This is a genomic window from Actinomadura meyerae (genome assembly GCF_900188445.1).
GTDB lineage: Bacteria > Actinomycetota > Actinomycetes > Streptosporangiales > Streptosporangiaceae > Spirillospora > Spirillospora meyerae.
Genome location: NZ_FZOR01000002.1, coordinates 9,196 through 23,863, shown reverse-complemented (window position 1 = coordinate 23,863; position 14,668 = coordinate 9,196). Strand labels below are relative to the sequence as shown.

The window sequence follows — 14,668 nt, the reverse complement described above, 5'->3', positions numbered from 1 at the left end:
CAATGGAAGATGTGACCCGGATCGTGATCATCGGAGGAGGCCCGGGCGGTTACGAGGCCGCGCTCGTCGCGGCCCAGCTCGGCGCGGACGTGACCGTCATCGAGCGCGACGGTCCCGGCGGCGCCTGCGTGCTCACCGACTGCGTGCCCTCCAAGACGCTCATCGCCACCTCGACCCGTATGGCGGTCATGTCGGAGTCGGCGGGCCTCGGGCTGCGCTTCAACGGCGGTCCGGACGGCATCGTCGGCGCCCTGGAGGCCGACATGGCCGAGGTGAACAAGCGCGTGAAGGACCTCGCGCGGGCCCAGTCGTTCGACGTCGCCGAACGGCTCGCCTACGAGGAGGTGAAGATCGTCCGCGGTGAGGCGCGGCTGGTGGAGCCGCACGTCGTCGCGGTCGGCGACCGGCGCATCCGGGCCGACATCGTGCTCATCGCGACGGGCGCGACGCCGCGCGTGCTGCCCGGCGCCGAGCCGGACGGCGAGCGCATCCTGAACTGGCGCCAGCTCTACGACCTGCCGGAGCTCCCCGAGGACCTGATCGTCGTCGGGTCCGGCGTGACGGGCGCGGAGCTGGCGGGCGCGTACCTGTCGCTCGGCTCGAAGGTCACGCTGGTCTCCTCGCGCGACCGGATCCTCCCGACCGAGGACGCCGACGCCGCGTCCGTCCTGCAGGACGTGTTCCTGCGGCGCGGGATGAAGGTCATGTCGCGGTCGCGGGCCGCCGGGGTGGAGCGCTCGGGCGACGGCGTGATCGTCACCCTGGAGGACGGGACGAAGATCGAGGGCTCGCACTGCCTGATGACGGTCGGGATGGTCCCGAACACCTCGGGCATCGGCCTGGAGGAGGTCGGCGTGCGCTGCGACGCGCGCGGCTTCGTCGAGGTCGACAAGGTGTCGCGGACGTCCGTCCCGCACATCTACGCGTCGGGCGACTGCACGGGCGTGCTCATGCTCGCGTCCGTCGCGGGCATGCAGGGCCGCATCGCGATGTGGCACGCGCTGGGCGAGGCGGTGCAGCCGCTCAAGCTCGGCTGGGTCGCGTCCAACATCTTCACCGACCCCGAGGTCGCGTCGGTCGGCGTGACGCAGCAGATGGTCGACTCAGGCGACGTCAACGCCCGGACGGTCATGCTGCCGCTGTTCACCAACGCGCGCGCCAAGATGCAGGGCTTCGAGGACGGTTTCGTCAAGGTGTTCTGCCGCCCGTCCACGGGGATCGTGCTCGGCGGGGTCATCGTGGCGCCGCGGGCCAGCGAGCTGATCCTGGCGGTGTCGGTGGCCGTCCAGCAGCACCTGACCGTCGACCAGGTCGCCCAGACGTTCGCGGTGTACCCGTCGCTGTCGGGCAGCATCACCGAGGCGTCCCGGCGGCTGATGGCCGAGCACGCCTACTAGAGGACGTGCCCGGCCCCAGCCCCCTGGCCGGCGCCAGAGGCGCCAGGAGCGCTAGAAGTAGCGCAAGGCGACGTACACCCAGGCCATCAGCGTGCTGAGCACGGTGACGATGATGCCGTAGCGGGTGAACTGCCAGAAACTGATCGGGTTCCCGGTGCGGGCGGCGATCCCGATCGCGACGACGTTGGCGCTCGCCGCGACGGCGGTGCCGTTGCCGCCGAAGTCGGCGCCCAGCGCGAACGACCACCACAGCGCGTCGGCGGTCGACTGGTCGGGGGCGCCCGCCGCCATCCCCTCCACGATCGGCGCCATCGTCGCCGCGTAGGGGATGTTGTCGAAGAACGCGCCGAGCACGGCGGACCCGAACAGCAGGCTGGTCGCGGCGACGAAGTAGTTGTCGCCGACCGCGTCCGCGGCCCAGACCCCGATCTTCTCGATGACGCCGGTGTGCCCGAGGCCCGCCACCATCACGAACAGGCCGGCGAAGAACACCAGGACGGGCCACTCGACCTCGTCCAGGACCTCCCCGACGTCCACCCGCGCCACCAGCAGCATCACGCCCGCGCCGACGAGCGCGATGATCGACGGCTCCGTGTGCACCACCGAGTGCAGCATGAACCCGACGATGACGAGGCCCAGCACCACCAGGCACCGGACGAGCAGTGCCGAGTCGGTGATCGCCTTCCGCTCGTCCAGCGACATCACCTCCGCGACGTACCGCTCGTCGTAGTGGAACTCCTTGCGGAACAGCACCCACGAGAGCAGCACGAACGCGACGAAGACGGCCACCACGATCGGCGCCATGTGGACGAGGAAGTCGTTGAACGTCAACCCCGCCCGGCTGGCGATGATGATGTTCGGCGGGTCCCCGATGAGGGTCGAGGCGCCGCCGATGTTGGACGCCAGCACCTCGGCGATGAGGTACGGGTGCGCGGGGATGCGCAGCCGCTTGCAGACCACCACCGTCACCGGCGCCACCAGCATGATCGTGGTGACGTTGTCCAGGAACGGGGAGGCCACCGCGGTGATCGCCATCAGCATGACCATCAGCCGGTACGGCCGCCCCTTGGAGCGTTTGGCCGCCCAGATCGCCAGGTAGTCGAACAGCCCGGTGCCCTTGACGACCCCGACGATGATCATCATGCCGAGCAGCAGGAAGATGACGTTCCAGTCGATCCCGTCGTGCTCGGAGAAGAAGACCCCGGCGCCGGGAGTGAGCCCCAGCACCGTCATGGCCCCGGCCGCGATGAGGACGACCTTGACCTTGTCGGCCTTCTCCGTGGCGATGAAGAAGAACGCGACGACGAAGATGGCGAGCGCCGCCACCGCCGTCATCGCGGACTCCCCGGCCGTGCGGCGCTCCGTGGCGGCGGAGCATCGGGCCGCCTCGGCGGCGGATCGGCCCGGCGCCCCGGCGGCGGATCAGCGGGACGCCGCCGGAGGGTCAGTCGTCGGGCTGGCTGAGCGCCAGCGCCGACAGCAGCCGATCGAGGATCACCGCGCCGGTGAGCAGGCCGGCGTCGTCCACGACCGCCACGATGGGGCTGCGCTGCCGGGCCATGAGCGCGGCGAGTTCCAGCAGCGTCGCGGACGCCTTCACGATGACCGGGCGGGGAGTGTGCGTGCCGAGGCAGTCGCCCACAGTCCTGTCGCGGATCTCGTGCCAGAAGACGTCCGCGTGCGTCTCGTCCACGACCCGGGTCAGCGCCGGGTCCTCCTGGTAGGCGGCGGGGACCGCCAGCCGCAGCACCTGCGTGCCGGGAAGGACGACCCGGGGGCGCTGCTCCCCGTCCACGACGATCAGGCCCGGCAGCCGGCCGAGCGCCATGAGCTGTATCGCGTGGGCGATCGAGTCGTCCCGCGTCACGGTCGGCACCTTTATGGCGATGTCCCGCGCTTGCATTGCTTCCTTTCGGCTTCCGGAAAGCCTGGCTCTTCGGATTGATGGATTCCTCCTCCTAACGCCGGGGGCGCTCCCTTCGCAGGACGGCCGCCGCGCCGCCTTCGGCGGGTGACGGTGCCCGCCGGTCGTTCGCTGTGCCATGTGTCCGCCCCTTTCGCGTACGCTGTCCAGTCTTTGCGGCGGCGGCCCCGCACCTCATCGGGTCTGACACCCATATCGGCGCCATGGAGCATGTATCCCCAGGTGGAGGAGAATCTGTCCTCGGGGGCGAGCCTAGGATGGACGCGAGACCGGAGGTGATCGGGTGCACACTCGCGAGTCCGCCACCCGGATACTGCTGGCCGACGATCACGCGCTGGTGCGCCGCGGGCTGCGGCTGATCCTGGACGCCGAGCCCGACCTCACCGTGGTCGCGGAGGCGGCGGACGGGGCGGAGGCGATCGACGCGCTCGCCGCCGGCGGCGTCGATCTTGCGATCCTCGACATCGCGATGCCGCGCATGACCGGGCTGCAAGCGGCGCGGGAGATCTCCCGGCGCTTCCCCACCGTGCGGACGCTGATCCTGTCGATGTACGACAACGAGCAGTACCTGTTCGAGGCCCTGAAGGCGGGCGCGTCCGGGTACGTGCTGAAGTCCGTCGCCGACCGCGACCTGCTGCACGCCTGCCGCGCCGCGATGCGCGGCGAGCCGTTCCTGTACCCGGGGGCGGTGACGGCGCTGATCCGCGAGTACCTCGGCCGGGAGCGGGACGGCGACGGCCCCGACGGCATCCTCACCCCGCGCGAGGAGGAGATCATCAAGCTGATCGCGGAGGGGTACTCGTCCAAGCGGATCGCCGAGACCCTGACGATCAGCGTGAAGACGGTCGACCGGCACCGCGCCAACATCCTCGGCAAGCTCGGCATGCGCGACCGGCTCGAGCTGACGAAGTACGCGATCAGGATCGGGCTCGTCGAGCCGTAGCCGCCCCGGAGAGGATCGCTTTACCCGCCTGTTTCATTGGGCCCGTCCGCCCGTAACACCCGGACGTCTTACTGGACGCCTTATCTGTCGCTCGACAGAAATTGGTGCGTCCAGGAGGAACCATGATCATCGCCGGGGTGGGGCTCACGGTCCTGCTCGTGCTCGTGGTCGGCATCGCGGTGGCCCGCATGGTCGACGGCGACTCCACGAACTATCTCGTCGCCGGGCGGCAGCTCGGGGTCCCGCTGGTGGCGGTCGCGCTGACCACCGCCGCCGTCGACTCCAACGCGACCATCGGCAACACCGACCTGTCGGCCGGCCTCGGCTTCTGGGCGGGCGCCTCGCTGGCCCTGGGGCTGGCGATCTGCCTGCTGCTGGCGGGGGCCTTCCTGGCGAAACCGATGAACCGGATGGGCCTGATGACCCTCGCGGACTTCTTCGCGCGCCGGTACACGCGCCGCGTCGAGGTCATCGCGGGCGTGCTCATGGTCGTGTCCTTCACCGTGCTGCTGGCCGGGAACCTGGTCGCCCTCGGGTTCCTGCTGGAGCACTTCGCCGGCGTCCCGTACGAGCTGGGCGTCATCGTCGCCGTCGCGCTGATCCTCGCCTACACCGTCGGCGGCGGGCTGTTCTCGGACGTGTACACCGCCGTCATCCAGGCCGTCATCACGGTCGGCGCCACCCTCGCGCTGTTCGTCTGGGTGGCCTCCGAGCACGGGATCAGCGTCCCGGACGGGGCCGGGCCCTTCGACATGGGGCAGCTGACCGATCCCTCCCAGGGCGCCGCCATCAACTGGGCGACGCTGGTCTCGCTGGGCATCGGCGACCTGGTCGCCATCGACTTCATGCAGCGCGTCTTCGGCGCCCGCACCCCCGAGGCGGCGCGCCGTGCCTGCTTCGTCGGCGCGGGCGTCACGGCGGCCGTGGGCGTGGTCTGGTCGCTGATCGCTCTGACCGGTGCCGCCGAGCTCGGCCTGACGGCCGACGGCGGGCCCGTCGTCTACAAGCTGCTCGACGGCGGCGCGCCCGCCGTGCTCGCCGTCCTGGTGCTGTCGGGCGTCGTGGCCGCGTCCTTCTCGACCGGGTCGGGCGCGGTGCTGGCCACGTCCGCGGTGACGGTGCGCAACGTCGCCGGGCTCAAGCGCGCCGTCGCGCCGGGGCACAAGGACCCCCTGCTGCGGTGGGTGCGCATCGCGATGCTGCCCGTCGCCGTGTGCGCCGCGATCCTGGCCGTGCGGGTCTCGCAGACGGGCATCCTGCTGACGCTCGCGTTCGACCTCATGCTCGCCTGCCTCGTCGCCCCGTTCGTCCTCGGGCTCTACTGGCGGCGGGCCACGACGGCGGCCGCGCTGGTGAGCATCGGTGCGGGGCTGGTCGTCCGCCTGGCCTTCCTCGTGCTGACCCCGACCCTGTACGGCGTGCCGAACGACCTCCTGTACATCGACAACGGCCTGCTGGGAGAGGGGTTCGACGGGTGGGCGACCCTGCTGGCCGGAGCGATCGGCATCAGTGCGTTCGTCGCCGTCTCCCTGTGCAGCCGGTCGCGTGCGGAGGAGGAGCGCGATCTGCGGTTCCTGGACCACCGCGCGGCGGCCGGGGCCGCGGAGGCCGTGCCGGATCCGCGTCCGCCGGAGGGCGTCCCCGTCGGCGGGGCGTGAGACGGGGGGCGGTCCTCACCCGGGCCCGATGATCCGCAGCGCGGCCGCGGCGATGCGCTCGCCGGTGTCGGGCGGCAGCGGGGCGCCGCCGGCGCGCTGGCGGCGCAGGATCACGCTCTCCACGAGCCCGAACACGAGGTCGGCGACGGCCCCGTGCTCGGGCTCGTCCGCGTCCGGCAGGCACTGCTCGACCAGCGCGCGGTAGGCGCCGAGCAGGCGGTCGCGCTCGGCGCGGAAGGGGGACAGGCGCTCGTCGGCGACCTCGGGCAGCAGGTAGAGGGCACCGAGGTTGCGGGGGGTGGTGGCGAGGAGGTCGGCGTCGTAGGCGCACAGGCGGCGCAGCCTGTCCCGGGCGGACAGCCCGTCCTCCCGGACGAGCCGCTCGGCCATGACGATCGAGGGGCGGACCGTCTGGAGCAGCAGCGCGAGCAGGACCTCGTGCTTGGCGGAGAAGTAGTGGTACAGCGTGGCCTGGGAGATGCCCGCGGTCTGGGCCAGCTTGTAGGTGCTCACGGAGCCGAACCCGACCGTGCAGAAGAGATCCGCCCCGGCGTTCAGGATGTCCTGCTCGGTACTGCCCGAGATGGAGGGGCCCTTGGTCCGGGGTCGTCCGCGTCCAGCCACCCGTGGAACCTAGCAGCCGCGCCAATTTACACGCCGTTCACGTGCCTGAGATCCGGCGCGCGACGGCGCTCGTTTCAATTTCTGTTGTTCGACAGAAAAGGTGCAGGAGGTAGCCGTGCCCGCAGCAACCGCCACGACCGCAGGGGCCAGGGAGCATGCTCGCGCCCAGGAGGGGACGGTGGTCCACGCCGCGCCCACCGTCCCGGCCTCGTCCCAGACCGCCGTTCCGGAGGGCGTCGCGCCGGAGGACGTCGTGTGGAGCGACCGCCTGCCGGGGGGCGGCTACGCCCACCGCGTGCTGGCCGCCGGGATGCGCGTGCGCCTGACGGACCTCACCGGCGACGCCTGCGCGCAGGTCGTCCTGTACCACGCGGACATGCCGTGGGAGCGGCTGAACACCGCGGACACCGCGAAGATCCAGTGGCAGGTGTACCCGCACGAGGGCTACCTGCTGCTCAGCGACCAGGCCCGGGTGCTCGCGACGATCGTCGAGGACGCCTCCGGCCACCACGACACCATCTACGGCGCCTCCACCCGGGCCCGCAACGAGCGCCGCTACGGGGACGGCTCCGTGCACGGCCCCAGCCCGGCCGGGCGCGAGCTTCTGGTCAACGGCGCGCTCAAGAACGGCCTGGGGCGGCGGGACGTCCCCCCGGCAGTCTCGCTCTTCCAGGGCGTGCGGATCGATGACGGCGGACGTCCGGTGTGGCAGGGCTCGGCGGGCCCGGGTGCGTACGTCACCCTCCGCACCGAGCTGCCGGTCGTCCTGCTCGTGGCCAATGCCGCCCATCCGCTGGACCCGCGAGAGCGGTACACGTGCGGCGAGCTGGAGATCCTCGCCTGGCGCGACCGCGTGACCGGTCCCGGCGACCCGCAGTGGGCGGCGACCCCCGAGGGGCGCCGCGCCTTCGAGAACACCGCCGACCACCGTGCAGGACGGAGCCCTCGATGACCACCACCACGCCCCCCGCCGCCCAGGTCACCTACCTCGGAACCAAGACGCCGGGCGACCCCGCCGCCGAGGCCGCCATCGCCGCGGCCGTGGAGCGGTTCGGTGAGATCGTCCACCGCGAGACGGTGGGGCCGCGCGCTCCGTGGTCCCGCGTCCTGACGGCGGGCGAGGTCCTGACCATCGTGGACCTGGACGGCAACCAGGCCGTCGACTTCCTCGCCTACGACGCCCACGACCACACGCGCGCGTACAGCGTGCAGGCCACCTTGCAGGAGCAGGACTCCGTCTTCCTGACCACCGGCTCCGTCCTGCGCGACAACGAGGGCGAGGCCCTGCTGAGCGTCGTCGCCGACGCCGTGGGACACCACGACACCCTCGGCGGCGCCTGCTCGCGGGAGTCCAACACGCTGCGCTACGGGCACCACACCTACGCGCAGCACGCCTGCGCGGACAACTTCATCAACGAGCTGTCCAGGTACGGCATGGGCAAGCGCGACCAGGTGTCGAACATCAACTGGTTCATGAACGTTCCGGTCGACCCGGACGGCGCGCTCGGCATCGTCGACGGCATCTCCGCGCCCGGCCTGTCGCTGTCGCTGCGCGCCGAGCGCGACACCCTCGCGATGGTGTCGAACTGCCCGCAGATCAACAACCCGTGCAACGGGTTCGACCCGTCCCGCGTGGAGATGGTGGTCCACCGTGGCTGACCTTCCTTCCGGCGGGCCCGGGGTGTCCACCGTTCTGGTCGCCAACCGCGGCGAGATCGCCTGCCGTGTCATCCGCTCCGCCAAGGCCCTCGGGCTGCGCACGGTCGCCGTCTTCTCCGAGGGGGACCGCGGCGCGGCCCACGTCCTCGCCGCGGACGAGGCCGTCCTGCTCGGCCCCACGCCCCCCGGGCAGTCCTACCTGAACGCCGAGGCCGTCCTGCGGGCGGCCAAGGAGACCGGTGCCGGCGCTGTCCACCCCGGATACGGCTTCCTGTCCGAGGACGCCGACTTCGCCGAGGCGGTCGAGGGGGCCGGGCTGGCCTTCGTCGGCCCCACCCCCGCGCAGTTGCGCACCTTCGGCGACAAGCACACCGCGCGCGCCGCCGCCGTCGCGGCGGGCGTGCCCGTCTTCCCCAGCACCGGCCTGCTCGCGGACGCCGACCACGCGGTGGCCGAGGTCGAGCGCATCGGCTATCCGGTGATGCTCAAGGCCACCAACGGGGGCGGCGGGATCGGCATGAGCGTCTGCCGGGACGCCGCCGAGCTGCGCGCCGCCTACGCCCGCGTCACGTCCCTGGCCGAGCGGTCCTTCGGCTCCGGCGGGGTGTTCGCCGAGCGGTACGTCGCCGGAGCCCGCCACGTCGAGGTGCAGGTCTTCGGCGACGGCGCGGGAAACGTCGTCACCCTCGGGGACCGCGACTGCTCGCTTCAGCGCCGCAACCAGAAGGTGATCGAGGAAGCGCCCGCCCCGGCCCTGCCCGAGGACGTGCGGCGGAGGCTGCACGACTCGTCCCGGGCGCTGGGCGCCGGCGTCGGCTACCGCTCGGCGGGGACCGTCGAGTTCGTCTACGACCCCGAGCGGCGGGAGGCATCGTTCCTGGAGGTCAATGCCCGCCTCCAGGTCGAGCATCCCGTGACCGAGCAGGTCACGGGCATCGACCTCGTCGCCTGGATGCTGCGCCTGGCCGGGGGCGACTCCACCTTTATGCGCCCGTATGCGGAGACGGGAGCCGTTCCCTTGCGCGGACACGCCGTCGAGGCGCGCGTGTATGCCGAGGACCCGGCCAACGACTTCCGCCCGTCCGCGGGCCCTCTCACCCGTGTGGAACTGCCCGAGGGCGACGGCGTTCGCGTCGACGCGTGGGTCACCACCGGGATCGAGGTCACCACCGCCTACGACCCCCTGCTCGCCAAGGTCATCGCCACCGGCGCCGACCGCGCCGACGCGCTGGGCCGCCTCGGGGATGCGCTCACCGAGAGCCGCGTCGACGGCATCGAGGTCAACCTGGGGATGCTGCGCGCCGCCGTGCGGCTACCGGAGTTCCAGGCGGCCGGGCACACCACGTCCACCCTGGCCGGCCTGGGAGACCCGGAACCGCGCATCACCGTCGCGCGCGCCGGGCTGATGACCACCGTGCAGGACGCCGACGGACGCCTGGGGTACTGGCAGGTCGGAGTGCCGCCGTCGGGCGCCATGGACGACCGCTCACTGCGCCTGGCCAACCTCGCCCTCGGCAACGCGGAGAACGCCGCCGGACTGGAGTGCACCGCGGGCGGCCCCGAACTCACCTTCACCCACGACACCATCGTCTGCGTGACCGGCGCCCCGGCCCCCGTGACCGTTGACGGGACCCCGGTGCCGATGTGGGAGCCGGTGCCCGTCCCCGCCGGAGCCACGCTGGACGTCGGGGCCCCCTCGGCCGGCCTTCGCACCTACATCGCCTTCGCGGGCGGCCTGGACGTCCCCGCCTACCTGGGCTCGGCGGCCACGTTCACCCTGGGCGGGTTCGGCGGTCACGGCGGTCGTGCGCTGCGTCCAGGAGACGTGCTGCGGACGGGTCTTGAGGGCTCGGACCGCGCTGATCCGCGTCCCGTCGCCCCGTCCCGCCGCCCCGAGTTCGGCAGGCACTGGGAGCTGACCGTCACCGAGGGCCCGCACGCGGCCCCGGAGTTCTTCACCCGCGAGGACATCGACCAGCTCTACGCCACCCAATACGAGGTCCACTTCAACTCCGCGCGCACGGGTGTGCGGCTGGTGGGGCCCAAGCCAGCGTGGGCGCGGCCCGACGGGGGAGAGGCGGGCCTGCACCCGTCCAACATCCACGACACCCCCTACTCGGTGGGCGCCCTGGACTTCACCGGCGACACCCCCATCCTGCTCGGCCCGGACGGGCCCAGCCTCGGCGGCTTCGTCTGCCCGGTCACCGTCGTGTCCGCCGACCGCTGGAAGCTCGGCCAGCTCCGTCCGGGGGACACCGTGCGGTTCGTCCCGATGCGGCAGGAGACCGCGCCCGCGCCCCGCGCTCTCGACCTCGTCGTGCCGGTCGCGGGCGGGGACGGCGACGATGGCGTGCTGCGCCGCCTCGGCGACGGCGAGACCTCGGGGCCCGCGGTGACCTACCGGCGCCAGGGCGACGACTCCGTCCTGGTGGAGTATGGCGACATGGTCCTCGACCTGCGGCTGCGCGCCCGCGTGCACGCGCTGCACACAGCGCTGGAGGAGCGTGGTGAGCGCGGCGTCCTGGACGTGACGCCGGGGATCCGCTCCCTCCAGGTGCACGTGGACCCGTCCGTCCTGCCGGTGCGCGCACTGCTCGGGCTGCTGGTGGAGATCGAGCGGTCGCTGCCGTCCGTGTCCGAGCTCGTCGTGCCCTCGCGCACCGTCCGCATGCCGCTGAGCTGGGACGACCCCGCCACCCGCGAGGCCATCGAGCGCTACATGGCCGGTGTCCGCGACGACGCGCCCTGGTGCCCCTGGAACATCGAGTTCATCCGCCGGATCAACGGGCTGCCGTCCGTGGACGACGTCTACGCGACCGTCTTCGACGCGTCCTACCTGGTGCTGGGCCTCGGTGACGTCTACCTGGGGGCGCCCGTCGCGACCCCGCTGGACCCCCGCCACCGCCTCGTCACGACCAAGTACAACCCGGCCCGCACCTGGACCGCGGAGAACTCCGTCGGCATCGGCGGCGCCTACCTGTGCGTCTACGGGATGGAGGGCCCCGGCGGCTACCAGTTCGTCGGCCGCACCCACCAGGTCTGGCGCAGGCACCCCGAGGACGGCGAGGACCCGTGGCTGCTGAGGTTCTTCGACCGGATCTCCTGGTATCCCGTCTCCGCCGAGGAACTCCTCGACATTCGCGCCGACGTCGCCGCCGGGCGCCGCGCGCTGGAGGCCGCCGAGGGCACGTTCTCGCTGGCCGAGCACGAGCGGTTCCTGGCGGAGAACGCCGCGCCGATCGCCGAGTTCCGCGCGGCGCAGGCCGCCGCGTTCGGCGCCGAGCGCGACGCGTGGGAGGCGGCGGGCGAGTTCGAGCGGGCGGCCGCCGCCGAGGCCGCCGTGCCGGAGCCGGTGGACGTCCCGGTACCCGAGGGCGGCACCCGCGTGGACGCGCCGTTCGTCGCGGGAGTCTGGAAGGTCGACGTCGCTCCCGGCGACATCGTCCAGGCCGGGCAGACCCTGCTCACTCTGGAGGCCATGAAGATGGAAGCCCCTGTCACCGCGCCGTGTGCGGGTGTCGTCGAGGCGGTTCTGGCGGGAGCCGGAGACCAGGTGACTCCCGGGGAGGCCCTTGTCGTGCTGGGCCCGAGCGGGGAGGCGTCGGCATGACGACCGGGCGGTTCGTCACGGAGGGGCAGCGGCACGCCGCGGACGCCGGGTCCCCGCGTCCGGAGGCCTGGATCTGGCGGCGTCCGGAGGCCGAGGTCGCCGCCTCCGTTGGGGCCGCCTCCGGCCCGCTGGCCGGGCTGCGCCTCGCGGTCAAGAACAACGTCGACGTCGAAGGCGTCCCGACGACGGCCGGGTGCCCCGGATTCTCCGCCGCGCCGGCCGAGGCGGACGCTCCCGCCGTGGCCCGGCTGCGCGCCGCCGGGGCCACGCTGGTCGGGGCCACGAACCTCGACCAGTTCGCCACCGGCCTGGTCGGGCAGCGCAGCCCCTACGGGCGGGTGCGCTCCGCCCACCGGGCCGCGCACGTGTCCGGCGGGTCGTCGTCCGGGTCGGCCGTCGCCGTCGCCACCGGCGAGGCCGACATCGCGATCGGCACCGACACCGCCGGGTCCGGTCGCGTCCCGGCCGCGTACAACGGGATCGTCGGCGTCAAGCCCACCCTCGGCGCCGTCTCCACCGCCGGCGTCGTCCCGGCATGCCGCTCCTACGACGCGGTGACGATCTTCGCCCGCGACCTCGGCACCGCGTCCCTGGCGATGTCGGTGATGGCGGGCGGTCCCGGGACGCGCGCCTGGCCCGCCGACGCGCCGCTGGCCGCCCCGGCGGCGGCCCGCGTGGCCGTGCCGGACGAACTGCCCGCCATGGCCCCCGGCTGGGCCGAGGCGTTCACCGCCGCGGCCGACCGGCTGCGGGCGGACGGCTGCGCGGTCGAGGCGATCCCCTTCGCCTCCTTCCTGACCGCCGCGCGCCTGCTGTACGACGGTGCGCTCGTCGCCGAACGGCACGCCGCGGTCGGCGAGTTCGTCGACACCCACCTGAACGACGCCGCAGCTCGGCTCGACCCCACGGTCGCGGCGATCATCCACCGGGCGGGTTCCGTGACGGGCTCCGACCTGTCCCGCGACCAGGCCCGCCTCGCCGACCTGCGCCGGGAGTGCATGGACCTCCTCGACGGGTTCGACGCCCTCCTTGTGCCCACCGCGCCCTTCCACCCGACGATGGACGAGGTCGCCGCCGACCCGGTGGGCGCCAACTCCCGCGTCGGCGTCTACACCAACTTCTGCAACCTCTTCGACCTCTGCGCCGTCGCCGTCCCGTCCGGGACCGTCGACGAGGGCGCGGCCGGTGTCGCGCAGTTCGGCGCGACCGTCGTCGCCCGGCCCTTCCACGACGCCGTCGCCCTCGACCTCGCCGCGCGCATCATGGTGCCGGGCGAGGCCCCCGCCGAGACGTTCCCGGGCGCCGACCTCGGCGCGTGTGCGGACGCTCCGCCGGTGCCGTGGCCCGCCGCGATCGGCGACGGCGGGCTCCAGGCCGTGGACCTGTTCGTCGTCGGCGCACATCTGCGCGGGCAGCCCCTCGAAGGCGAACTGCGGGCCCTCGGCGCCCGCTGGGCGGGCGAGGCCACGACCGCGGCGGCGTATCGACTCGCGGCACTGGACACGGCGCCCCCCAAACCCGGGATGACCCGCGTGGGGGCGGGCGGGGCGGCGATCGCCGGGGAGGTGTGGCAGCTCTCCACCGGTGCGCTCGGCCGGTTCCTCGCGGCGCTTCCCGCCCCGATGACGCTCGGCCGGGTCGAACTCTCCGACGGACGCTGGGTCGTCGGGTTCGGCGCAGCCGCCGACGCGGCCGCCTCGGGCCTGGACATCACCGCCCACGGCGGCTGGAAGGCATGGCTCGCCACCCCGCGGGCCGTCCGGCCAGGCCCTTCCGGGGGGCGCGGCTAGGACGTGCCCGCTACGCCGCGGGGGCGGGCGCCCTCGGGCGGGATCTCCAGCCTCACCTCGGTGCCGCCGCCTTCGGCCGGTCCGATCGTGAGCCGCGCCCCGATGAGCATCGCGCGCTCCCGCATGCCGTGGATGCCGGAGCCGTCCTCGGTGGGAGGCCCCGAACCGTCGTCGACGACCCGGAGCACGACGGAGCCGTCCTCCTCCTGCGTGAGCGACAGCTCGGCGTTGCGCGCGCCCGAGTGCCGCCACACGTTCGTGAGGCCCTCCTGCGCGATCCGGTAGATGACCAGCTCGGCGTCCGGGCCGAGGCCCTCCAGTCCCGCCTGGACGCGGCGCGTCACCCGCGGCCCGCCGGTGCCGGAGAAGTCCCCGGCGAGCGCGGTGAGCGCGCTGGTCAGGCCGAGGTCGTCCAGGACGCCGGGACGCAGCCGCCGCGCGACGCGCCGCACCTCGTCCAGGCTCGACCGGACGACCTCCTGGACGCTCCGCAGCTCTTCCGCCACCTCGCCGGGCGCCCGGTCCGCCACCGACTTCAGCTCCAGCAGCACCACCGTGAGGGACTGCCCGATCTCGTCGTGCAGTTCCTGCGCGATGCGGCGCCGCTCGGCCTCCTGCGCGTCCAGCACCACGGCGGTGCTGATGCTGCGGTCGGCCTCCAGCCGGTCCAGCATCGCGTTGAACTCGTCGACGAGGTGGAACAGGTCGCCGTTGCCGGTGGCGGAGAGCCGGTCGCGGGAGCGCAGCGAGTCCAGCCGCGAGATCAGCGCGGTGAGCCCGTCCAGCGGGGACAGGCTGGCGCGCAGCAGCAGCGCGTTCGCCGCCATCATCACCACGAGCCCGACCACCAGGACGGGGAGTTCCCGCAGCAGGATCGGCGAGGATATGGTGACGGGCGCGACCGCGAGCAGCGCCGTGCCGATCGCGAAGATCAGCCCGTTGATGCCGAGGATGCGCCAGTACAGTGCCGAGACGGGTGTCCTGCTCATAGGACCACGTCATCGCATGGGACGCCCCTTTGTCCATGTGGGGCGCCACCCCCGCCCACCTGCATGTCCGTCCC

At 72.9% G+C, this 14,668-nt stretch carries 11 protein-coding genes; 7 read left to right on the top strand and 4 right to left on the bottom strand.

All coding sequences use genetic code 11. From position 1 onward, the window contains the following. Nucleotides 1-11: 11 nt before the first annotated feature. Nucleotides 12-1,397, top strand: a complete 1,386-nt coding sequence (locus tag CHF16_RS02850; protein ID WP_089324322.1) for an NAD(P)H-quinone dehydrogenase — start codon at nucleotides 12-14, stop codon at nucleotides 1,395-1,397. 51 nt (nucleotides 1,398-1,448) lie between these two features. Here CHF16_RS02850 and CHF16_RS02845 read toward each other — a convergent pair whose 3' ends face one another. Beyond that, nucleotides 1,449-2,732: an ArsB/NhaD family transporter gene (locus CHF16_RS02845; protein WP_089324321.1), complete on the bottom strand. Its 1,284-nt coding sequence runs from the start codon at nucleotides 2,730-2,732 to the stop codon at nucleotides 1,449-1,451. A gap of 109 nt (nucleotides 2,733-2,841) precedes the next feature. Next, the gene (locus CHF16_RS02840) at nucleotides 2,842-3,300 is read right to left on the bottom strand and encodes a CBS domain-containing protein (protein WP_089324320.1); all 459 of its coding nucleotides are present in this window, start codon (nucleotides 3,298-3,300) and stop codon (nucleotides 2,842-2,844) included. Between the two features lie 304 nt (nucleotides 3,301-3,604). Between CHF16_RS02840 and CHF16_RS02835 the strand changes: the two genes are divergently transcribed. Both CHF16_RS02835 and CHF16_RS02830 read left to right on the top strand, forming a co-directional pair. Next, nucleotides 3,605-4,264 (top strand): response regulator, encoded by a 660-nt coding sequence (locus CHF16_RS02835; protein ID WP_089324319.1) that lies wholly within the window; start codon nucleotides 3,605-3,607, stop codon nucleotides 4,262-4,264. 122 nt (nucleotides 4,265-4,386) lie between these two features. Next, a complete protein-coding gene (locus CHF16_RS02830; protein WP_089324318.1) occupies nucleotides 4,387-5,922 on the top strand; it encodes a high affinity choline transporter 1 in 1,536 nt (511 codons plus the stop codon). A gap of 15 nt (nucleotides 5,923-5,937) precedes the next feature. Here CHF16_RS02830 and CHF16_RS02825 read toward each other — a convergent pair whose 3' ends face one another. Then, nucleotides 5,938-6,546, bottom strand: a complete 609-nt coding sequence (locus CHF16_RS02825) for a TetR/AcrR family transcriptional regulator (RefSeq protein ID WP_089324317.1) — start codon at nucleotides 6,544-6,546, stop codon at nucleotides 5,938-5,940. A 115-nt stretch (nucleotides 6,547-6,661) separates the two neighbouring features. On the opposite strand from CHF16_RS02825, the gene CHF16_RS02820 reads away from it, so the two are divergent. Genes CHF16_RS02820 through atzF form a run of 4 tightly spaced genes read left to right on the top strand, consistent with a single transcriptional unit; the run spans nucleotide 6,662 to nucleotide 13,605 of the window. Next, nucleotides 6,662-7,498 carry an urea amidolyase associated protein UAAP1 gene (locus CHF16_RS02820; RefSeq protein ID WP_089324316.1) on the top strand — a complete coding sequence of 279 codons (837 nt, stop codon included), beginning with the start codon at nucleotides 6,662-6,664 and terminating at the stop codon, nucleotides 7,496-7,498. Next, entirely contained in the window at nucleotides 7,495-8,205 is a 711-nt protein-coding gene (locus CHF16_RS02815; protein WP_089324315.1) for an urea amidolyase associated protein UAAP2, read from the top strand. Before CHF16_RS02820 ends, CHF16_RS02815 begins: the two co-directional genes overlap by 4 nt. Continuing rightward, a complete protein-coding gene (gene uca, locus CHF16_RS02810) occupies nucleotides 8,198-11,815 on the top strand; it encodes an urea carboxylase (protein ID WP_245868179.1) in 3,618 nt (1,205 codons plus the stop codon). The genes CHF16_RS02815 and uca overlap by 8 nt, the downstream gene beginning before the upstream one ends. Further along, on the top strand, nucleotides 11,812-13,605 hold the full coding sequence (gene atzF, locus CHF16_RS02805) for an allophanate hydrolase (RefSeq protein WP_089324314.1): 1,794 nt from the start codon (nucleotides 11,812-11,814) through the stop codon (nucleotides 13,603-13,605). The genes uca and atzF overlap by 4 nt, the downstream gene beginning before the upstream one ends. Here atzF and CHF16_RS02800 read toward each other — a convergent pair. After that, on the bottom strand, nucleotides 13,602-14,594 hold the full coding sequence (locus CHF16_RS02800) for a sensor histidine kinase (protein ID WP_089324313.1): 993 nt from the start codon (nucleotides 14,592-14,594) through the stop codon (nucleotides 13,602-13,604). The two genes, atzF and CHF16_RS02800, sit on opposite strands and share 4 nt — an antisense overlap. Nucleotides 14,595-14,668 lie beyond the last annotated feature (74 nt).

Bases quoted from the DNA above. Each gene is read 5' to 3' on its own strand.
- CHF16_RS02845 (WP_089324321.1), bottom strand. From the start codon at position 2,732: ATGACGGCGGTGGCGGCGCTCGCCATCTTCGTCGTCGCGTTCTTCTTC.
- CHF16_RS02815 (WP_089324315.1), top strand. From the start codon at position 7,495: ATGACCACCACCACGCCCCCCGCCGCCCAGGTCACCTACCTCGGAACC.
- atzF (WP_089324314.1), top strand. From the start codon at position 11,812: ATGACGACCGGGCGGTTCGTCACGGAGGGGCAGCGGCACGCCGCGGAC.
- CHF16_RS02840 (WP_089324320.1), bottom strand. From the start codon at position 3,300: ATGCAAGCGCGGGACATCGCCATAAAGGTGCCGACCGTGACGCGGGAC.
- CHF16_RS02800 (WP_089324313.1), bottom strand. From the start codon at position 14,594: ATGAGCAGGACACCCGTCTCGGCACTGTACTGGCGCATCCTCGGCATC.
- CHF16_RS02830 (WP_089324318.1), top strand. From the start codon at position 4,387: ATGATCATCGCCGGGGTGGGGCTCACGGTCCTGCTCGTGCTCGTGGTC.